The sequence below is a fragment of the Exiguobacterium sp. s143 genome, from assembly GCF_018618895.1.
Lineage (GTDB): Bacteria > Bacillota > Bacilli > Exiguobacteriales > Exiguobacteriaceae > Exiguobacterium_A > Exiguobacterium_A abrahamii.
Genome location: NZ_JACSMX010000001.1, coordinates 852,682 through 874,228, shown reverse-complemented (window position 1 = coordinate 874,228; position 21,547 = coordinate 852,682). Strand labels below are relative to the sequence as shown.

The 21,547-nt window shown below is 49.6% G+C and carries 17 protein-coding genes, 1 pseudogene and 1 other annotated feature; of the genes and pseudogenes, 16 read left to right on the top strand and 2 right to left on the bottom strand.

Annotation, left to right across the window (positions count from 1 at the left end):
- Window positions 1–23: 23 nt before the first annotated feature.
- Window positions 24–566, bottom strand: a complete 543-nt coding sequence (locus KNQ03_RS04810) for a transcription repressor NadR (protein WP_149427668.1) — start codon at window positions 564–566, stop codon at window positions 24–26.
- Window positions 567–590: 24 nt separating this feature from the next.
- On the bottom strand, window positions 591–1,673 hold the full coding sequence (locus tag KNQ03_RS04805) for a cysteine desulfurase family protein (protein ID WP_214723730.1): 1,083 nt from the start codon (window positions 1,671–1,673) through the stop codon (window positions 591–593).
- 98 nt (window positions 1,674–1,771) lie between these two features.
- Here KNQ03_RS04805 and KNQ03_RS04800 point away from each other — a divergent pair, with 98 nt between their 5' ends.
- The 16 genes and pseudogenes from KNQ03_RS04800 (at window position 1,772) to KNQ03_RS04720 (ending at window position 21,451) form a co-directional block, all read left to right on the top strand.
- On the top strand, window positions 1,772–3,241 hold the full coding sequence (locus KNQ03_RS04800; RefSeq protein WP_214723728.1) for an L-aspartate oxidase: 1,470 nt from the start codon (window positions 1,772–1,774) through the stop codon (window positions 3,239–3,241).
- Window positions 3,165–4,007 carry a carboxylating nicotinate-nucleotide diphosphorylase gene (gene nadC, locus KNQ03_RS04795; RefSeq protein ID WP_214724296.1) on the top strand — a complete coding sequence of 281 codons (843 nt, stop codon included), beginning with the start codon at window positions 3,165–3,167 and terminating at the stop codon, window positions 4,005–4,007. Before KNQ03_RS04800 ends, nadC begins: the two co-directional genes overlap by 77 nt.
- Window positions 3,997–5,094 (top strand): quinolinate synthase NadA, encoded by a 1,098-nt coding sequence (nadA, locus tag KNQ03_RS04790; RefSeq protein ID WP_214723726.1) that lies wholly within the window; start codon window positions 3,997–3,999, stop codon window positions 5,092–5,094. The genes nadC and nadA overlap by 11 nt, the downstream gene beginning before the upstream one ends.
- Before the next feature lie 163 nt (window positions 5,095–5,257).
- The gene (gene ruvA / locus KNQ03_RS04785) at window positions 5,258–5,851 is read left to right on the top strand and encodes a Holliday junction branch migration protein RuvA (RefSeq protein WP_023468936.1); all 594 of its coding nucleotides are present in this window, start codon (window positions 5,258–5,260) and stop codon (window positions 5,849–5,851) included.
- A 4-nt stretch (window positions 5,852–5,855) separates the two neighbouring features.
- A complete protein-coding gene (gene ruvB, locus KNQ03_RS04780; protein WP_023468935.1) occupies window positions 5,856–6,851 on the top strand; it encodes a Holliday junction branch migration DNA helicase RuvB in 996 nt (331 codons plus the stop codon).
- Window positions 6,852–6,855: 4 nt separating this feature from the next.
- The gene (gene queA / locus KNQ03_RS04775) at window positions 6,856–7,896 is read left to right on the top strand and encodes a tRNA preQ1(34) S-adenosylmethionine ribosyltransferase-isomerase QueA (protein WP_023468934.1); all 1,041 of its coding nucleotides are present in this window, start codon (window positions 6,856–6,858) and stop codon (window positions 7,894–7,896) included.
- Complete coding sequence (gene tgt / locus KNQ03_RS04770; RefSeq protein WP_029342245.1) at window positions 7,896–9,041, top strand: tRNA guanosine(34) transglycosylase Tgt; 1,146 nt, start codon at window positions 7,896–7,898, stop codon at window positions 9,039–9,041. The genes queA and tgt overlap by 1 nt, the downstream gene beginning before the upstream one ends.
- 71 nt (window positions 9,042–9,112) lie before the next feature.
- Window positions 9,113–9,403, top strand: coding sequence for a preprotein translocase subunit YajC (gene yajC / locus KNQ03_RS04765; protein ID WP_029342244.1), 291 nt, complete (start codon window positions 9,113–9,115; stop codon window positions 9,401–9,403).
- A 153-nt stretch (window positions 9,404–9,556) separates the two neighbouring features.
- Window positions 9,557–11,768, top strand: a pseudogene (secD, locus tag KNQ03_RS17020) (protein translocase subunit SecD).
- 72 nt (window positions 11,769–11,840) lie between these two features.
- Window positions 11,841–14,150, top strand: a complete 2,310-nt coding sequence (recJ, locus tag KNQ03_RS04750; protein ID WP_214723722.1) for a single-stranded-DNA-specific exonuclease RecJ — start codon at window positions 11,841–11,843, stop codon at window positions 14,148–14,150.
- Complete coding sequence (locus tag KNQ03_RS04745) at window positions 14,129–14,647, top strand: adenine phosphoribosyltransferase (RefSeq protein ID WP_050677592.1); 519 nt, start codon at window positions 14,129–14,131, stop codon at window positions 14,645–14,647. Before recJ ends, KNQ03_RS04745 begins: the two co-directional genes overlap by 22 nt.
- A gap of 141 nt (window positions 14,648–14,788) precedes the next feature.
- Window positions 14,789–16,987 carry a RelA/SpoT family protein gene (locus KNQ03_RS04740; protein ID WP_023468927.1) on the top strand — a complete coding sequence of 733 codons (2,199 nt, stop codon included), beginning with the start codon at window positions 14,789–14,791 and terminating at the stop codon, window positions 16,985–16,987.
- A gap of 14 nt (window positions 16,988–17,001) precedes the next feature.
- Window positions 17,002–17,451, top strand: coding sequence for a D-aminoacyl-tRNA deacylase (dtd, locus tag KNQ03_RS04735; protein ID WP_058713802.1), 450 nt, complete (start codon window positions 17,002–17,004; stop codon window positions 17,449–17,451).
- 45 nt (window positions 17,452–17,496) lie between these two features.
- Window positions 17,497–17,718 (top strand) — a binding site (T-box leader).
- Between the two features lie 42 nt (window positions 17,719–17,760).
- Window positions 17,761–19,041: a histidine--tRNA ligase gene (gene hisS / locus KNQ03_RS04730; protein WP_023468925.1), complete on the top strand. Its 1,281-nt coding sequence runs from the start codon at window positions 17,761–17,763 to the stop codon at window positions 19,039–19,041.
- Window positions 19,038–20,804 (top strand): aspartate--tRNA ligase, encoded by a 1,767-nt coding sequence (gene aspS / locus KNQ03_RS04725; protein ID WP_214723720.1) that lies wholly within the window; start codon window positions 19,038–19,040, stop codon window positions 20,802–20,804. The genes hisS and aspS overlap by 4 nt, the downstream gene beginning before the upstream one ends.
- 62 nt (window positions 20,805–20,866) lie before the next feature.
- Window positions 20,867–21,451 (top strand): DNA-3-methyladenine glycosylase, encoded by a 585-nt coding sequence (locus KNQ03_RS04720; protein ID WP_214723718.1) that lies wholly within the window; start codon window positions 20,867–20,869, stop codon window positions 21,449–21,451.
- Window positions 21,452–21,547: the final 96 nt, after the last annotated feature.

Genomic DNA, 21,547 nt, shown 5'->3' with positions numbered 1-21,547 from the left:
TGGAATAGGCGGTTTTTGTATGTTCAGACATCGAGCTCTGAAACGAGAATTCCGAGACGATCGAGTTTCGCAATGGCTGCTTCCAGTGCGTCTTCATGATCCGCCTCCAGCGTGTGGATATGGACTCCGTCCGTCAGGCTCGAGAGCGGAGTGGCTTGCGTCTCCTTTAGCTGCTCTAGCAATACACGGACGTCTCGGCGGCTCTTTAGCATCAATTCTCCAGTGATGAAGCCGTAGACGGGATGTTCGATGATGACATCGCGGACGACGACTCCTTCGTCAACGATGGCGTCACACTCATCCTTTAACTGATCGATGCCGTGACGGCAAACGATCTTGCGACGTAATTTTGAACCGTCGACTTCCGGATCATTGATGAAATAGCCACGAGCTGTCGCGATGACAGGATATCCTTTTGCCTTTAACAATGATAAATCCTGCACGATCACTTGGCGACTGACACCTGCTTGTTTCGCCAGTGCTGTTCCTGTGACAGGTTGCTCACTTTCCTCAATCATACGAAGTAATGATTTCCGGCGTTCTTCTCCGGAGATGCGTTTCCCCATCATGTCTCCTACCTTTCTCCAGTGTCATGAAATCGTGTTCAACACATCAATGCACTGTTCGATTTCTTCGTTCGTCGTGTGTCTTCCAAAACTGAGCCGAATCAACCCATGAGCCGCTGATTCATCGAAGCCGATGGCACGTAATGTCGCATTCGGACCGTTTTCTCCAGCCCGGCAGGCACTACCAGCGGAAACCGCGATTCCGGCACGATTCAAGGCGAGCAACGCGTATTGACCGTCCCGTTGTTTCGTATGGATGGCGCAGATGGAAGCGAGTTGCGTTGGCGACTCAATCATTGTGTAACGAGACGAAGACAATGTTTTTTTTAGCATACCACGAAATCGACGGCTTGAAGCTTGGATTCCTGGATTTTCGAAGCGAGACGCTTCACAGGCAGCGATGAACGCGGCAATTCCTGGAACGTCGACTGTGCCTGGACGGATTCCAAATTCGTGATGTCCTTCGTAATAAGGGCTGAAGAGCGGACGCCGTAAATACAAAGCGCCCAATCCTTTTGGTCCATACACTTTATGACTACTCATCGTGTAGGCATCAAAAGCGTCGATGTTGATTGCATCTTTTAAAAATCCTTGGACACCATCGCAATGAAACAGAATCTCACGCGATTGACAATATGCTGCAATCCGTTCGACCGGAAAACGAAAACCGGTATCCGAATTGACATGTTGAATCGAGACAACACCGATTTCATCCGTACAAGCTGCGATGAATTGTTCCCAATCGAACGTTCCGTCCGGTAATAAAGAAAGGTGCCGTGTTTCTTGTGCCCAGCGCGCTAGCGGAAGCAAGACCGAGTCGTGTTCACATCGAAGTGTCAAGACAACTGATTTGTTACTCTGTCGCATCAGATGTGTCAAAGCAATATAATTCGCTTCTGATCCACTCCCTGTAAAGATGACGGTTCCTTCTTGTTGAGCCAATTGTTGCATCAGATACTGACGGGCTCGTTCGAGTAAACGTTCAGCGTTCCCACCGATGTCATGAAGAGAAGAACTGTTGCCGTAGAACGACTGAGCGGCTTGTTGATAATGATCGAGTGCTTGTGGATGCAGCGGAGTCGTCGCTGCGTAATCGAGATAGATCATGAAAAAATCCTGTCCTTTCGTCTTGTCACTCAGCTAAAAGTATGCCAAACTTATTGTCAAGTCAATAGTAAACATTTAGATATAGAGGTGTAAAACATATGTCTTTACATAAAAAGCTTGAGACGGATGTGTTGATCATTGGAACAGGACTTGCCGCAATTTCAGTCGCCCTGCATCTTCCATCAGGGATGGACGCATTACTCGTCTCGAAAGGTTCGCGGTTTGAGACGAATTCCGTCCGAGCACAAGGTGGGATTGCTTCCGCTTATGCAGAAGTCAATCATCGTGGTCACTTTGAAGATACGTGCAAAGCAGCAAAAGGGCATATCAATCCGTCCGTCGTCGATTACGTCACCCGATCGGGAACCGAGGCGATGGAATTTTTGTTACGACAAGGCGTTCCATTCGATCAGTCCGAAGGAGAGTTTTTGCTCGGTCGTGAAGGAGCACATCGTTTGCCGCGGATTTATCACTGTGGCGGCGACGAGACTGGTAAACGGATCATGGAGACGTTGATGCCGCAAGTACCATTTCCGATTCTCGAGCAGACGCGTATCACAGAGTTGATTCAAGTAAATGGGCAGGTAGTTGGTGCAGTCGGATATAGCCATGGGGAGCCGATCGAGATTGTGGCGCGCGCGACGATTCTCGCGACCGGTGGAGTGGGTGGATTATTCGCGGCGTCGACGAATGACCCTTTGATTCAAGGAGACGGGATTGCACTCGCTTTTGAAGCGGGAGCGACGATTCGTGATCTCGGTTATATCCAGCATCATCCGACGGTACTCGTTCATGCTGGTCGCTCGGAAGGTTTGATCACGGAAGCACTACGAGGTGCAGGAGCGACGCTTGTAACGAAAAATGGTGACCGGATCATGGCGGATCATCCGATGCAAGATTTAGCGGCGCGAGATGAAGTCGCAAAACGAATCCATGAGGTGCGAAAATGTGAACCGGTCTATCTCGATACGTCAAACGTCGTCGACCGGACGAAACGGTTTCCAACGTTTGTTGAAAAATGTGAAAAACTGAACATAAATCCGGATCTCGTTGAAATTGCACCAGGCATCCATTTCTTGATGGGTGGGATCGAAACGGATCTGACGGGGCAGACGCATGTCGAAGGACTTTACGCGGTCGGTGAGACAGCATCGATTGGACTTCACGGTCGAAATCGTCTGGCGTCGAACTCGCTCCTTGAATGTGTTGTCATGGGGAAAGCAGTAGCAGAACAGCTCGAGTTGTTACCGGAACTTTTAGTCAAACAAGTCAAACGACGCCCGGGAACACTTCGTTCCGTAACAGACCGTCTATCACAGGTCATTGGTGTCGAAATGGATGTTAAGCAAATAGAAGATAGTTTAGAAGAGTTAAAAAGCTGGACATTAGACGAATCCGGACAGGAAGCAGAAGAGAATCGATTACGTCACGTAACGGCATGTCTGTTGCTTGAAGGGGCGCGAAGTCGGTTGACAGGAGAGGATGAGAACGTTGAACAAGTGGCAGTTACGGCAACAACTGGAAGCATTTTTAATCGAGGACATCGGACAGTGGGATATCACAAGTGAAGGATGTCTGACGGGACAAGAACGCGGAACCGGTCGTTTTCTAGCAAAGGAAGACGGTGTCTTTTGCGGAGTCGACATCATTCGGGAGATGGCACATCTCTTACAAGTCGACGTGACGATTCATGTAGCGGAAGGGACGATCGTCACGCGAGGAACACTCCTTGCCGAGTGGTCTGGTTCGTTACAGGACATTTTAAGCGGAGAACGGGTCGCCTTGAACCTGGTGCAACGCTTATCCGGGATTGCGACGAAGACACGTCAAGCGGTCGAGGTAGCAGCAGGGCGAATCCGAATCACGGATACACGAAAGACGACCCCTGGATTACGAATGCTCGAAAAACATGCCGTTCGCGTCGGGGGTGGCTATAGTCATCGCGGACGTCTCGATGACGCCGTCATGATCAAGGACAACCACATCACAGTAGCGGGATCGATTACGGAAGCGGTGGCGCGAGCAAAACGTGTCGCGGGTCATACGACACCAATTGAAGTCGAAGTCGAGACGGAAGCGGAAGTGCTGGAGGCAGTGGCTGCAGAAGTCGATATCATCATGCTCGATAACCGGACACCAGCAGAAATTAAACAGCTCCGGCAATTGATTCCACCGCATATCACGGTCGAATTATCCGGTGGGATCACAGTAGACACATTATCGGACTTCGCGGATAGCGGAGCAGACGTCATCTCACTCGGGGCACTCACCCATTCAGCAACAGCACTTGATATCAGCATGAAAATCGAAGGAGGAAAAAAAGATGTCATTTGATCTATTACGTCACGAAGGGATTCCGGCGTCGTACTTACAGCAAACAGAAGCAGACTTGATCGCGATCATCGAAGGGGTCAAAGCACGGATGGGCAGTCGCTTGTTCTTACCTGCCCACCACTACCAAAAGGATGAAGTCGTCCAGTTCGCGGATGCGACAGGAGATTCGCTCCAGCTCGCGCAAGTCGCGAAGCAGATGACAGAAGCGGAATGTACAGTCTTTTGTGGTGTCCACTTCATGGCAGAGACGGCAGACATGTTGACAGATGCGTCACATACGGTCGTTTTGCCTGACATGCGTGCTGGTTGTTCGATGGCGGATATGGCGAACGATACGCAAACAGAGCGTGCTTTTACGATCTTGACGGAACGGTTCGGGGAGTCGATCTTACCGTTGACGTATGTCAATTCGACGGCAGCCATCAAAGCGTTCGTTGGTCGTCATGGTGGGGCGACGGTGACGTCATCAAACGCTGTCCAGATGGTCGAATGGGCGCTTGCTGAACGCGACATCTTATTCTTCCTGCCGGATCAACACCTCGGTCGCAATACGGCGCACGCACTCGGAATTCCGTTAGAACAGATGGCGATTTGGGATCCGATCAAGGACGAACTCGTTTTTGATGGGGAGGACCAGGACGTCCGCGTCATCTTGTGGAAAGGACACTGCTCGGTCCATGAGAAATTCACGGTCGGTCAGATTGATCAGTTCCGCAAGACGGATCCGGAGCGAAAGATTCTCGTTCACCCGGAATGTTCGCATGAAGTCGTGACAGCGTCTGATCTCAACGGATCAACCGCGTACATCATTCAACAAATAGAACAGGCTGCTCCCGGAACGAAGTGGGCAATCGGAACAGAGATGAATCTCGTCAATCGCCTCGCGACGACTCATCCGGAACTCGATATCGTGTCGCTCAATCCATTCATGTGTCCGTGTCTGACGATGAACCGGATCGACTTACCGCACTTAGCGTGGGCGCTCGAACAAGTCGAAGCCGGTGAGCCGGTCAACGTCATTACAGTCGACGCGGAGACGACGCGGCATGCCGTGTTGGCGCTCGAACGGATGCTTGAGCGTTCGTAAAATAGAAGATGGAAGCGTGGTCGTGCGAACGATCACGCTTTTTTGTCTTCTGATTGAGAGAGCGAACATATGTATTGATTTTTGCTGAAGAACGCTTTGAAGCCAAACGAAGATGTATGCTACAATAACACGAGAGTTTGTTTAAGGATGGGAGCGTTCCACATTGATAGAATTCGTACGCGGCGAAGTCGCTTATGTCTGTGCGGAATTCGTGACGGTAGAAGTTGGCGGGATTGGCTACAAAATCGTAGCACCGAACCCGTTTTTTTATCGGACCGGAGACGAACAGATCATCGTATATACGTATCATTATGTCCGTGAGGACCAAGAAGTCTTATTTGGATTCCGTTCCCGTCGTGAGCGTGCCTTGTTCACGAAGTTGCTCGGTGTCACAGGAATCGGACCTAAAGGAGCGCTTGCAATCGTCGCATCAGGGAATGTCGATGCGCTCGTTGAAGCGATTGAACAAGAGAAAGAAAGTTATCTCGTCAAGTTCCCGGGGGTCGGCAAGAAAACAGCAAAACAAATGACACTCGACCTAAAAGGAAAGTTAGCCGAGCTCGCACCGGATTACGTACCGAGCGAAGGCTTGTTCGCGCAAGGCAATGCTGAATTGAATGAAGCTTGTGAAGCCTTGACGGCGCTAGGTTACAGTGACCGAGAAGTCGAGAAAGTCAAAAAAGCGTTGCAGGCAGAAGTCCTGTCGACGGATCAATATGTCAAACGGGCACTCCAGTTGTTATTGAATGTGAGGTGAGGACATGGAAGAGCGCATTTTGTCAGAATCCGCCCATGCGGAAGATCAAGAAGAGTGGAGCCTGCGTCCTCAGACGCTCGAGCAGTATATCGGGCAGGAGAAAGCTAAGGGAAACTTGAGTGTCTTTATCGAGGCGGCAAAAATTCGTCAGGAAACACTCGATCACGTGCTTCTCTATGGTCCTCCGGGTCTTGGGAAGACGACGCTTGCGACGATCATCGCGAACGAGATGGGAGTCGGCATCAAGACGACAGCCGGTCCTGCAATCGAACGACCGGGTGATCTAGCGGCAATCCTTTCATCACTGGAACCGGGTGATGTCCTCTTCATCGACGAGATTCATCGATTGAGTCGATCAATCGAAGAGATTCTGTATCCGGCGATGGAGGATTATTGTCTCGATATCGTCATCGGTCAAGGGGAACTCGCCCGCAGTGTCCGAATTGATTTACCACCGTTTACGCTCGTTGGTGCAACGACGCGTGCCGGGATGTTATCGGCACCGCTCCGTGATCGTTTTGGCGTGACGCTGAAGCTTGAATATTATACGATGTCAGAGTTGTCTGCCATCGTGACCCGGACGTCGCGATTGTTCGGATTCGAAGCGGATCGCCTCGCTGCAGAAGCGATCGCGCTTCGTTCACGTGGAACACCACGTGTCGCGAACCGGTTGTTACGGCGTGTCCGTGATTTCGCTCAAGTCGCCCATCAAACCGAGATCGATGCTGTGCTCGCGACAAGTGCGCTTGATCGTTTGCATGTCGATGCACTAGGGCTTGACGATGTCGACCATCGTTTACTACGATCGCTTGCAGAACGGTTTGCCGGTGGTCCGGTCGGTCTCGAGACGATCGCAGCGACGATCGGTGAAGATGCGCAGACGATCGAGGATGTGTATGAACCATATTTACTGCAACAAGGCTTTTTACAACGTACTCCGCGCGGACGTGTCTTAACACCGTTCGCCCGCCAACATTTAGGACTGAAAGAAGGAAATTGAACCAATGGATGTAAACTTATTTGATTTTCATTTACCAGAAGAACAAATTGCCCAAGTGCCATTGCTCGACCGGACGAGTTCGAAATTGATGGTTCTCGATCGGGAGACGGGTGCGATTCAGCATCAACACTTCCATGATATCGTCGATCACTTCCGCGAAGGTGATACACTCGTCATCAATGATACGAAAGTCTTACCGGCACGTCTCTTTGGTGTGAAGGAAGAGACGGGTGGGAAGATCGAATTGTTACTCTTGAAGCAGACGAGTGACGATGTCTGGGAAACACTGGCGAAACCGGCAAAACGCGTTAAACCAGGAACGATTTTGTCGTTTGGTGACGGGTTACTCCGTGCTGAGTGCGTCGAAGCACTTGAAGACGGGGGACGAATCCTGAAGTTTTTCTATGACGGCATTTTCTATGAAGTGCTCGACCAACTCGGAACGATGCCACTGCCACCGTACATTCATGAACAACTCGAGGATCAAGATCGTTACCAGACGGTGTATGCTCGGGAACGCGGAAGTGCGGCAGCACCGACGGCCGGTCTTCACTTCACACCGGAATTGCTCGAAGCGCTTAAAGCGAAAGGCGTCCGGATCGCACCGTTGACGCTACATGTCGGACTTGGCACATTCCGTCCTGTCTCGGTCGACGACGTCGATAGTCACAAAATGCACAGTGAGTACTACGAACTGCCGGAAAGTTCAGCTGCCTTGCTACGCGAAACACGAAAACAAGGCGGACGAATCATCGCGGTCGGAACGACATCGACACGGACGCTTGAAACGGTCATCCGTGACCATGGCGACTTCGTCGAAGCAACGGGCTGGACGGACATCTTCATCTTCCCGGGTCAGGAAGTCAAAGGGATTGATGGTCTGATCACGAACTTCCATTTACCGAAATCAACATTGATCATGCTCGTGTCCGCATTATCGACACGGGAACACATTTTGCATGCCTATGAAGAAGCAGTCGCGAACGGCTATCGTTTCTTTAGCTTCGGTGATGCGATGTTCTTAACGAGAGAGGAACGAAACTAATGACAAAACACGCGGTAACATACGAACATATCAAGACATGTAAACAATCCGGAGCGCGGTTAGGAATCGTCCACACGCCGCACGGTAGTTTCGAAACACCGGTCTTCATGCCGGTCGGAACGCAAGCGACGGTCAAGACGATGGCACCGGAACAAATCAAGGACATGAACGCGAACATCATCCTCGCGAACACGTACCACCTCTGGGTGCGTCCAGGACATGATGTCATCAAGGAAGCGGGCGGTCTGCATAAATTCATGAACTGGGATGGCGCGATTCTGACGGACTCAGGTGGTTTCCAAGTCTTCTCACTTGCTGATCTCCGGAACATTTCTGAGGAGGGTGTTCATTTCCGTAACCACTTGAACGGGGACAAATTGTTCTTGTCACCGGAAAAAGCGATGGAAATTCAAAATGCACTCGGTTCAGATATCATGATGGCGTTTGATGAATGCCCACCGTACCCAGCTTCTCACGAGTACATGAAAGCATCCGTCGAACGAACGAGCCGCTGGGCAGAACGTTGTCTTGCTGCGCATGAACGTCCACACGATCAAGCGCTGTTCGGTATCATCCAAGGTGGAGAATACGAAGACTTACGTCGTCAAAGTGCAAAAGACCTCGTTGCCCTTGATTTCCCTGGTTATGCGGTCGGTGGTCTATCAGTTGGAGAGCCAAAAGACGTCATGTACCGTGCGCTCGAATTCACGACACCACTCATGCCGGAAGACAAACCACGTTATTTGATGGGCGTCGGTTCACCGGACGCATTGATCGAGGGTGCGATCCGCGGAATCGATATGTTCGACTGTGTCTTACCGACACGGATCGCACGAAACGGCACATTGATGACATCACAAGGACGTCTCGTCGTCCGGAACGCGAAGTATGCACGTGATTTCCGTCCGCTCGATGAGAAATGTGATTGCTACGCGTGTAAGAACTACTCGCGTTCGTACATCCATCACTTGATTCGTGCGCAAGAAACGTTCGGTCTGCATCTGTGTTCGACACACAATCTTCACTTCCTCGTCAAGTTGATGGAAGGCGTTCGCCAAGCGATTCGTGAGGATCGTCTGCTCGATTTCAAGGAAGAATTTTTCGAAGAATACGGTTACAATTTACCGAACGCAAAGAATTTCTAACAAATCGTCTGACAAATCAATTCTTTCACGGTATAATGAACGTGATTTGAATGATAAAGGAGCTGAATCAGATGGAAGGCTTAATCACATTCCTCCCGATGATCTTGATCTTCGTGGTGTTCTATTTCTTGTTGATCCGTCCACAGAACAAACGCCAGAAGCAAGTGCGTCAGATGCAAAATGAACTCTCACGCGGCGACTCGATCGTTACGATCGGTGGTCTTCACGGGGTTGTCCAAAAAGTTGACGACATGACGGTGACATTGAAGTCAGGTAATGCACAATTGACATTCAACCGAAGTGCTGTCGCAGAAGTGACGAAAAAATCAACGACTGTCATGGACGACGAAACTGTCGAATAAGGCATTGAAAAGGCGCTTTCCGGATTCCGGAGCGTCTTTTCTGTTTATATATGAGAAAAACGTTTGCTAAGATTACCATTTCTTTTGTAAGCTAGGGTAGGAGAACAAAGTTGTCTGAAAATATACTGGGAACTAGAGAAAGGACAATGTAGCATGATCAAGAAAGGGAAACTTGCCACATTCTTCATCGTCGTCATCGCGTTGCTCGTACTGATCGGTACGACATCGTCATGGTTGTTGAAGGATACGAAGCTCGGCCTTGACCTTAAGGGTGGCTTCGAAGTCTTGTATGAAGTACAACCGCTGAAAGAAGGAGACGTCATCGATCAAAATGCGATGAGTGCGACGCTGACGGCAATCGAGAACCGTGTCAACGTCCTCGGTGTCTCTGAACCAGACATCCGGATCGAAGGCGATAACCGGATTCGCGTTCAGCTTGCTGGCGTCAAGGATCAGACGGAAGCGCGTCAAATCCTATCTTCGACAGCACAATTGTCATTCCGTGACATCAACGATAAGTTGTTGCTCGATGGATCAGACTTAAAAGCCAAAGGGGCAAAAGTAGGGTATGATCCGAACACGAATGAACCACTCGTCGAGTTGACGATGAAATCAAAAGAGAAATTCTATGAAGTGACACAACAAGTCTCACAAATGCAACCACCTGCGAATCGTCTCGTCATCTGGCTCGATTACGAGAAAGGCGATTCGTATGAAAAAGAAATTCAAAAAGCAAACTCGAAGATCGTCTCGGATGCATCGGTCACACAACCGATCAATTCGGATAAAGCGATTATTTCTGGTGGCGATATTGATGCCGAGTACGGGAAACAATTATCGTCGATCCTGAACGCCGGTGCACTGCCGGTCAAACTCGAGGAAATCTACTCGACGTCGGTCTCTGCTGCTTTTGGACAGGATGCACTTGATCAAACATTGTTCGCGTCAGCGATTGGTGTCGCGGCGGTCTTCTTGTTCATGCTCTTGTTCTACCGGATCTCTGGATTCGTTTCGATCATTACGTTACTGTTCTACATCTATCTCGTCATGATCTTCTTTAACGGGATCAATGCCGTCCTCACGTTACCGGGGATTGCGGCACTCGTTCTTGGGGTCGGGATGGCGGTCGATGCGAACATCATCACTGCTGAGCGGATCAAGGATGAATTACGAAGTGGTAAATCTGTCTTGTCCGCATTTAAAGCCGGTAACCGTCGTTCGTTCGGTACGATTCTTGATGCCAACTTGACGACGTTGATCTCTGCTGGTGTGTTGTACTACTTTGGTACAAGTACGGTCAAAGGATTCGCCATCATGTTGATGGTTTCGATCGCCGTCACGTTCGTCACGAACGTCTTTGTCTCACGTTACCTGATGCAACTCCTTGTCAGTAGCCGATGGTTCGATAAGAAGAAATCATGGTTCGGTGTAAAGGAGAGTGAAATCCGTGAGCTTTAATCCTACGAAATTCGATTACGTCAAACATCGTAAAATCTATTTCGCAATCACGATCGCGCTTGTCATCGTGTCGGTCCTCTTGTTGTCGTTCCGTGGTCTGAACCTCGGGATCGACTTCACGCAAGGAACGCGCGTCGAGATTTCTTCTGAGAATCAAATCAAGGAAGCGGACGTCCGCTCTGTCATTGAAGATGCTGGGATTGATGCGGAAGAAATCGATGGTATTCAATTCGCTCAAGGCGGAAAGTTAGCGAACGTCACGTTCGTTGGTGAATTCAGCCAACAGCAGATTTCTGAAATGAAACAAACGATTGAAGCGGAATACAAGAAAGAACCGAGTATCTCGACAGTTTCGGCACAAGTCGGTCGGGAAATCGCGCGTAACGCGATTTATGCGGTTTTACTTGCGTCACTCGGGATCGTCATCTACGTCTCGTTCCGATTCCAACCGCTCTACGGGATTGCGACAGTACTCGCATTGCTACATGATGCATTGATGATCATTGCTTTCTTCTCGCTGTTCCAGATCGAAGTCAATCTGTACTTCATCGCAGCCGTCTTGACGATCATTGGGTATTCCGTCAACGATACGATCGTTACCTTCGACAGGGTACGAGAAAATCTCGGACTTGCTGAAAAAGGTGGACGGAAAGTCTCATTTGATGAATTGGCACACATCGTCAATGAATCGATTCAACAGACGATCATTCGCTCGATCAATACGGTCGTCACGGTCATCATGACGGCAGCGGCACTCTACATCTTCGGTAGCGAAGCAATCCGTGGATTCAGTCTCGCCCTGCTCGTCGGGTTGATCATGGGAATGTATTCTTCGATCTTCATCGCCGCGCAGCTCTGGCTCGTCATGAAAGGTCGGACACTTGGTCGTACAAAACGCGCTTCTTAAAAGAGTATCCGCATCAGCTATCGCTGGTGCGGATTTTCAATTATAATGGGGAAGTTGATTGGAGGGTTTGAGATGTACCATGCTAAAAAAACATGGCTTGATAAAGTCATCGATTCAGAACAAATCGAACAATTGACGGCGGATGGCACGATCTCACCGCACGTCGCACAACTACTTGTCCAACGGGGATTCACGACTCGTGAAGCCGCCCGTGATTTTTTAGAGACGGATCAAATGACATTCCATGATCCATTTGCTTTTAAAGACATGCCAAAAGTCGTCGAACGGATTCAACGTGCCGTCAACGAAGGCGAAATGATTTTGATTTATGGTGATTATGACGTCGACGGCGTGAGTTCCGCTGCGATTCTCTGGCACGCCTTGATTGAAATCGGAGGAATGGCAGAGTGTTATATCCCGAACCGATTCACGGAAGGCTATGGACCAAACGAAGCCGCGTTTCGCTGGGCAGCGGAAGAAGGGTTCAGCCTCGTCATCACCGTCGACTGTGGGATTTCCGGCATCCACGAAGCAGATGTCCTCAAGGAACTCGGTGTCGACTTAATCATTACCGATCACCATGAAGCAAAAGAAACGTTACCTGATGCCTTTGCCTTAATTCATCCGGGTGTCGACTCAGATTATCCATTCTCAAAACTTGCTGGGGCAGGCGTTGCTTTTAAAGTCGCGCATGCACTGCTTGACCGGGAACCCGTCGAGTTACTCGATCTTGCGGTGCTCGGAACGATTGCCGATCTCGTACCGCTCGTCGGAGAGAACAGGTTGCTTGCGATTCGCGGCATCGAGGCGCTGAATGCAAGTGAACGTCCGGGTATCCTTGCGTTACGTGACGTCTGTAGTTTGACGGAAGACGAACTGACGGAAGAATCGGTCGGATTTGCATTCGGTCCGCGGATCAATGCGGCAGGTCGTCTGGATTCGGCGATGCCAGCGCTTGAGATGTTACTAGCGGAAAGCAAAGATGAGGCACTTCATCTCGCGAAACAACTCGACCAACAAAATAAACAACGTCAAGATATCGTCAAGCAGATTGCAGAGGAAGCAACGGCGCTTGTCGAAGAACGTTTTAAAGAGGACCGCGTACTCGTCGTCGATGCGGCAGATTGGAATCCAGGTGTCGTTGGGATCGTCGCCTCGCGACTCGTTGAAAAATACCATCGTCCCGTCATCATGCTGTGTCATGATGCTGAAAAAGGAACAGCGAAGGGTTCTGGACGATCGATTCCAGCCTTTGATTTATTCGCTGAACTCACGAAATGTGAAGATATCTTGCCGCATTTCGGAGGACATCCCGCTGCTGCCGGCATGACGCTCTCTTCCGATGACGTCGAGGCGTTACGTCAACGTTTGAATGAACAAGCCAGTACGTTGCCGGACGATGCCTTCATCGCGACGATCGATGTCGATCTACGTCTACAGGTCAGTGATGTGTCGATTCAGTTGATTGAAGATATTCAGCGATTGGCACCGTTCGGGATGGGAAATCCCGCACCACGGATCGTCATCGAGCAAGCGAAGATCCGTGACATGAAACGGATCGGTCGTGACTTGACGCATGTCAAAGCACTACTATCAGGCGACGGGAAGGAACTCGATGCGATCGGCTTCGGCTTCGGCGACCTCGTCGATGAAGTCTCGACCTTATCGGAGATTCACTTGATGGGCAGTCTGAACATCAATGAATGGAATGGGTTCCGTAAACCACAATTGATGATTCAAGACGTCGCTGTCGAAGATGTCCAAGTGTTCGATTACCGCGGCGGTAAGCGGCCGCTGAGCGAACTATTCGCCTTACCGCATGAGACGACGACATTCGTCGCCTTTACCGATGAGGTGAAAGAGAAGTACGCGGAACGTCCGTTGAACGGTCCGATCCATCAAAATATCGTTTTCCTTGATCTACCGGAAGAAGAAGCAGCATTTTATCCATACGTGCAACAGGCAGAGCGGATTTATTGTGCCTTTAAGGACGAGGGATATTATTTCGAGACGATTCCGTCGCGGGAGGACTTCAAGCATTACTTCCAGTATTTCGCGAAATGTCCGCGTGACGAGCTCCGGATCGGTCTTGTACGTTTGTCGAAATCGCGAAAATGGACGAAACGATCGATTAACTTTATGCATTCGGTATTCTCGGAACTTGATTTTCTTGTTACAATGGAGGACGGGCTGCCGGGTGTGAACCCAAATGCTGCAAAGCGAGATCTGACGGAAGCTCCGACGTACCAGCGTCATGAAGCGCGTCAAGAGCTCGAGCAACAATACATTTATTCGTCACTCGCTCAGTTGAAAGAGCGTTTTGATACTTTGGTAGAAGCGGCGAAGCAGGAGGAAAAGACATGGAGTTCAAACAGCATATAAAAGAGGTCGAAAACTGGCCGAAAGAAGGAATTAGTTTCAAGGACATCACATCACTCATGCAAAACGGACCGGCATATAAACAATCGGTCGATGCACTCGTCGAGTATGCGCGTAGTAAAGGCGCAGATATCATCGCCGGTCCGGAAGCACGCGGATTCGTCGTTGGTTGCCCAGCCGCATACGCGATGGAGATCGGATTCGTTCCTGTTCGTAAGGAAGGAAAATTACCGCGTGAGACAGTCCGTGTCGAGTATGGTCTTGAGTACGGAAAAGATGTCTTGACGATGCACGAAGATGCGATCCAACCGGGACAACGCGTCGTCATCCTTGACGACTTGCTTGCAACAGGTGGTACGATCGAAGCGACGATTCAAATGATTGAAAAATTAGGCGGAACGGTTGCCGGAATCGGATTCTTGATTGAACTCGATGGTCTTGGTGGACGTGAGAAACTCGAAGGATACGACGTTCTCTCATTGATTCGCTACGAAGACTGAAGCATACATACTCTCTTGGTACATGATGACCAAGGGGGTATTTCTTTTTATTTTGACATCTTCTCAAGATTTCACGATAATAAGAACTATATATTAGGGATTCCGTTGCAGACGATCCCGGGGACTGGGTGAGGAAAAGGGATGACAAACAAACAAATCGTAAATGTAGAAGACCTTCTCGCTCGATGTGCGGAATACATGACGCAAGCTGAAGTCAAAGACATCGAACGGGCTTACCAATTCGCGAAAGACGAACATGATGGGCAATTCCGCCGTTCTGGTGAACCCTACATCATTCATCCGGTACAAGTTGCCGGTATCTTAGTCGATATTGGTTTAGATGCAACGACGATTGTCGCTGCGCTTCTTCATGATGTCGTCGAAGATACGGACATTACACTCGAAGAATTAACGGAACGATTCGGACCCGACGTCGCGATGCTCGTTGACGGCGTCACGAAACTCGGGAAAATCAAATATAAATCGAAACGCGAAGAATTGGCTGAAAACCACCGGAAGATGTTCATCGCGATGGCAGAAGACATTCGCGTCATCTTGATCAAACTGGCTGACCGTTTGCATAACATGCGAACGTTGCAACATATGGTCAAGGAAAAGCAGGTGCAAAAGGCAGAAGAGACGCTCGAAATCTTTGCACCGCTTGCGCATCGTCTCGGGATCTCGACGATCAAGTGGGAACTCGAAGACATCAGTTTGCGTTATATCAATCCACAACAGTACTACCGGATTGTCTCAATGATGAAACAAAAACGGACGGAACGCGAAGCGCTCGTCAGTTCGGTCATCGAAGAGGTCAACGAAGTACTTGATGATGTACAAATCGCAGCGGAAGTCGATGGACGTCCGAAGCATATCTATTCCATTTATAACAAGATGCAAAACTCGAAAAAAGAGTTCAGTGAAATCTATGACTTGATGGCTGTACGCATCATCGTCGATTCAATCAAGGACTGTTACGCTGTTCTCGGAATCATTCATACGCAATATAAACCGATGCCGGGACGTTTCAAGGATTATATCGCGATGCCGAAGCCGAACATGTATCAATCGCTGCATACGACGGTCATCGGACCGAAAGGCGAGCCGCTCGAGGTCCAAATTCGGACACGGGACATGCACTTTATTGCCGAGTACGGGATTGCCGCTCACTGGGCGTATAAAGAAGGTAAGGAACAGGAAGCGAAATCAGGCTTTGAGGATAAGATTGCCCATTTCCGGGAAATCCTTGAGTTGCAGAAGGATACGGCGGATGCTGAAGAATTCATGGAATCGGTCAAAGTCGACTTCTTTAGTGACATGTTGTACGTCTTTACACCAAAAGGCGACGTCATCGAATTGCCGAAAGGCTCTGTTCCGATTGATTATGCCTACCGGATTCATACAGAGATCGGTCACCGGACGATCGGAGCGAAAGTCAACGGACGGATGGTACCGATTGATTATAAGCTGAAGACAGGTGACATCATTGAAATCGTCACATCAAAACACAGTTATGGTCCAAGTAAGGACTGGCTCAAGATTTGTGTGTCGAGTCAGGCGAAGAACAAGATCCGTCAATGGTTCAAACGTCAGCAACGCGAAGAGAACGTCTCTAAAGGACGGGAACTGATCGAAGCAGAAGTCAAGAAACTCGGATTCGAGCCGAAGGAAGTCATCAATGAGAAGACGCTCGAAGACGTGACGCGGAAGTTCAACTTCGCGCAAGAAGAAGACATGTATGCTGCCGTTGGGTATCATGGTCTGACAGCTGCCCAAGTCGCTCATAAATTGACGGAAAAGTTACGCAAAGACAAAGAATCTAAAAATCTTGAACTGAACGAAGCGATCAGTGAGATGAAGACGTTTGATCGTCCGAAGAAGGAAAATCCAGAAGGTGTTCGTGTCAAAGGAATCGATAACATGCTCGTTCGCATGAGTCGTTGTTGTAATCCAGTACCAGGGGACGATATCGTCGGGTACATCACACGTGGACGGGGTGTCTCGATTCACCGGACGGATTGTTTGAACGTCATTCATGAACAAAATCCAGAACGCTTGCTCGAAGTCGAGTGGGAACACGAAGGCAAAGCCGTTAAGAGTTATAACGTCGAAATCGAAATTTCTGGATTCGACCGGGCTGGATTATTGAACGATGTTCTGCAGTCGGTATCTGCGACGAATACGAACATTGTTGCCGTCAGCGGGAAAGGCGACGACAGTAAACAAGCCAAAATCACGATGACGATCGCGATCAACAACGTCAACCATTTACAAAAAGTCGTTGATCGGATCAAACAAATCTCTGACGTGTATGCTGTGCATCGCGTCATGATGACGTAAGGAGCGGATGAGTCATGCGAGTCGTATTACAACGAGTCAAAGAAGCAAGTGTCACAGTCGATCAGGAGGTCATCGGTCAAATCAAGCAAGGTTTTCTCTTGCTTGTCGGTGTCACGCACGAAGACACGATCGATCAGGTGAACTGGTTAGCTGATAAAATCGCAGGACTCCGCGTGTTTGAAGATGAAGAGGAACGGATGAACCGCTCGTTGCAAGATGTCGACGGTCAGATTCTATCCGTCTCGCAGTTCACGCTGTATGGTGATGTCAAAAAAGGACGTCGCCCAGCGTTCACGGAAGCGGCGAAACCGGATCTTGCCAACGAATTGTATGAAGCGTTCAATGAACGTCTTCGTGCGCAAGGACTGACGGTCGAGACAGGTCAGTTCGGTGCGATGATGGATATCGCGCTCGTCAATGATGGACCGGTGACATTGATTCTTGAAAAAGAAGCAAACGCTTGACAGGAACCGAGAGACGAGGCAATATTAGACGTAACCAAATGATTCATACGACCGAAGACGAAGAGGAGTAATCAAGACCTTGTCTGCTTAGAGAGTCGCCCCTTGGCTGGAAGGGCGAACAGATGAACTCGATGAAAGACCCTTCCGAGGTATCTTCCTGAACTGATAGTAGGGAAGGTCGTACGCAGGCGTTAACTGCACCGAGTGGTCAAATGTGATTTGACAACCAGGGTGGTACCACGGGATCTTCAAGTTCTCGTCCCTTTGCGGACGAGGACTTTTTTGTATTCAAAAAAGGAGGAATTTGAGATGAAATTACCACGCGGTACGTTTGATGTCCTTCCAGGAACAGTCGAACGCTGGCAGTACATCGAGCAACAATTACGTGATATCAGTAAGCGTTACAACTATAAGGAAATCCGGACGCCGATTTTTGAGGAGACAGAACTCTTCAAACGTGGCGTTGGTGAGACGACGGATATCGTTCAAAAAGAAATGTTCATGCTTGAGAAACGCGGAAAAGACCAGTTGACGTTACGTCCAGAAGGAACGGCTGCTGTCGTTCGTTCATTCGTGACGAACAAGCTGTTCGGTTCACCGAACCAACCGACGAAATTGTTCTACATTGGACCGATGTTCCGTTATGAACGTCCGCAAGCAGGTCGTTTCCGTCAGCTTCACCAATATGGAGTCGAGGCACTTGGTAGTGAACAACCAGCGATCGATGCGGAAGTCATCAGTCTCGCGATGAGCATCTACCGTTCATTCGGATTGAAGCACCTCAAGCTCGTCATCAATACACTCGGGGATAACGAAAGTCGCGCCGCACACCGGGCAGCACTTGTCGATCACTTCAAACCGGTCGTTCACGAGTTATGTCAGGACTGTCAGAACCGTCTCGAAACGAATCCACTTCGTGTCCTTGACTGTAAGGTCGACCGCGATCACCCGAGCATGGCAACAGCACCATCAATTCTCGATTACTTAAACCCGGCATCAAAAGCTTACTTCGATGAAGTATTGCTTCACTTAGATGCACTCGGCATCGAGTATGTCGTTGATCCAACGCTTGTTCGCGGAATCGATTATTATAATCACACGGCGTTCGAGATCATGTCAGAAGCAGAAGGCTTCGGAGCAATCACGACACTATGTGGCGGTGGACGATACAACGGTCTCGTCGAACAGATCGGTGGACCGGCAACACCGGGAATCGGATTCGGAATCGGCATCGAACGTTTATTGATGGCACTTGAGAATGAGAACGTCTTACCGGCAGTCGATGATCAAATCGATGTCTTCATCGTCGCGCAAGGCAGTGACGAAGTCGAAAAGACGGCAACACGTCTCTTACAATTGATGCGTCTCGAAGGACTTGTCGCGGATCGGGATTATCTCGGTCGAAAGTTCAAAGGACAATTCAAGGCAGCCGATCGCTTGAAAGCACGCTATACGGTCATCCTCGGGGATGAAGAAGTCGAGCGTGGTGCAGCAGCGCTGAAGAACATGGCTACAGGGGAACAGACGGACGTTCCGTTATCAGCAGTCGCTGATACGATCGTCGCGAAATTAAAGGAGGAAGCACAATGATCGGACGCACGCATATGAACGGTCAGGTGACAGAAGAAGTCATCGGACAACACGTTCAACTTAAAGGATGGGTTCAAAAACGACGTGACTTAGGAGGATTGATCTTCCTTGATCTCCGCGACCGTAGTGGCATCGTCCAAATCGTCTTCCAACCGGAAAACGAGCAGGCACATCGCCTTGCGGAATCGATTCGTTCAGAGTATGTCCTCGACATCAAAGGACACGTCATCGCCCGTGAGAATCCGAACCCGAACATCCCGACTGGGCAAGTCGAGGTCGTCGCGGATGAAGTCGTCATCTTGAACGTAGCGAAGATGACACCATTCCCGATCAGTGAAGAAGCAGAGCAGACGTCAGAAGATTTACGTCTTAAATATCGTTATCTTGACTTGCGTCGTCCGTCGCTTCAAGAGACATTCCGTCTCCGTTCGAAAGCATCGAACATCATGCGGAACTTCCTCGATGAGCAAGACTTCTTGGAAGTCGAGACACCAATCTTAACGAAATCAACACCAGAAGGCGCACGTGACTATCTCGTTCCGAGTCGTGTTCACCCAGGTGAGTTCTATGCCTTGCCACAATCACCGCAATTGTTCAAACAATTGCTGATGGTGTCTGGTTTTGAGCGGTACTTCCAAATTGCACGTTGTTTCCGTGACGAAGACTTACGGGCAGACCGTCAACCTGAATTCACGCAAGTCGATATCGAGACGAGCTTCATGGACATCGAAGACTTGTATGCGATGATGGAATCGATGATGACGCGTGTCATGAAGGAAACGCTTGGTAAAGATATCGTGACACCGTTCCCACGGATGCCATATGCGGAAGCGATGAGCCGGTATGGTTCGGATAAGCCGGATACACGCTTCGGTCTCGAATTGATTGATGTCGCGGAAGCCGTCAAAGGTGCAGGATTCAAAGTATTCGACATGGCACTAGAAGCAGGTGGCGAAGTCAAAGCATTGAACGTTAAAGGTGCAGCTGAGCGCTTCTCGCGGAAAGACATCGATAAGTTACAAGAATTCACGGCAATCTACGGTGCAAAAGGTCTCGCGTGGGTCAAAGTGACAGCGGACGGACTGAACGGTCCGATCGCGAAGTTCTTCGACGAAGAAGCAACTGCTCGCCTGACAGCGGCGACAGATGCGGAAGCAGGCGACTTATTGTTGTTCGTCGCAGCAAAAGCATCGATCGTAGCAGACAGCTTAGGTGCGCTCCGTCAGAAGTTAGCGAAGGAACTAGACTTGATCGATGAGTCGGTCTTCAACTTCCTTTGGGTGACGGACTTCCCGCTCGTCACGTATGAAGAAGAAGATGGTCGTTTCTACGCAAACCACCACCCGTTCACGATGCCACGTCGTGAAGATCTCAAATTGCTCGAGACGGATCCTGGAAAAGTCCTCGCCGTCGCGTATGACCTCGTCTTGAACGGATACGAGCTTGGCGGTGGATCACAACGGATCTACGAACGGGATATCCAAGAGCGGATGTTCAAGTTGCTTGGCTTCACAGAAGAAGAAGCAAACGAGCAGTTCGGTTTCTTGATGGAAGCATTCGAATACGGAACACCACCACATGCGGGGATCGCACTTGGTCTAGACCGTCTCGTCATGTTACTCGCAGGACGTTCAAACTTGCGTGATACGATTGCCTTCCCGAAAACAGCATCAGCAAGTGATCTGTTGACGGCAGCACCAAGCCCAGTCTCGGATGCGCAATTAAACGATCTCTCGATTCGAACAGCGGTCAAACAATCTTAAGATACGACAAGCGAATCTTCCGGTATGGGAGGTTCGCTTGTTTCATGAAGGAGGGTGAACGGATGGAACGACACTTTTTTGAACGGTCTCCGGTTGAAGTCGGTCCAGATTTCTTAGGAACACAGATCACAGTCGATGAGGTGACGATGCGGATCGTCGAGGTCGAAGCCTATCTCGGTCCTCACGATCAAGCAGCGCATTCGTTTTCCGGAAAACCAACGAAACGGACGGCACCGATGTTCGGTCCGCCGGGGCATCTCTATGTGTACTTCACATATGGTATGCATCACTGCATGAATATCGTTTGTGGACACGAAGGGGAAGGATACGGACTGTTGCTACGAGGTGCGGAAATCATCAATGGGCACGATCGGGTCGCTGAACGTCGTTTTGGTTGTTCCTACGCAGAGTTGACAACGGCGCAACGACGCAATCTCGTCAATGGACCAGCGAAACTGTGCCAAGGATTTGGTCTAACGACAGCTGATTCGGGACAGGATCTTTATCAAGACCGTTTCCGACTCGTTGCTGACCCGGTCGATGCGATCGTCCAGACGACACGGATCGGTATTCCGAATGCAGGAGAAGCGACAGCCTATCCATGGCGGTTTTATGTAGAGGCGAGTGAAGGTGTCAGTAAACGTTAAAAAATGGACGCTCCGATAAGGAGACGTCCATTTTTTATTTAGGGTTGTTGATTGATTTTTTCGACTGCTGTTTTTTATAGAATTTATAGACGATTG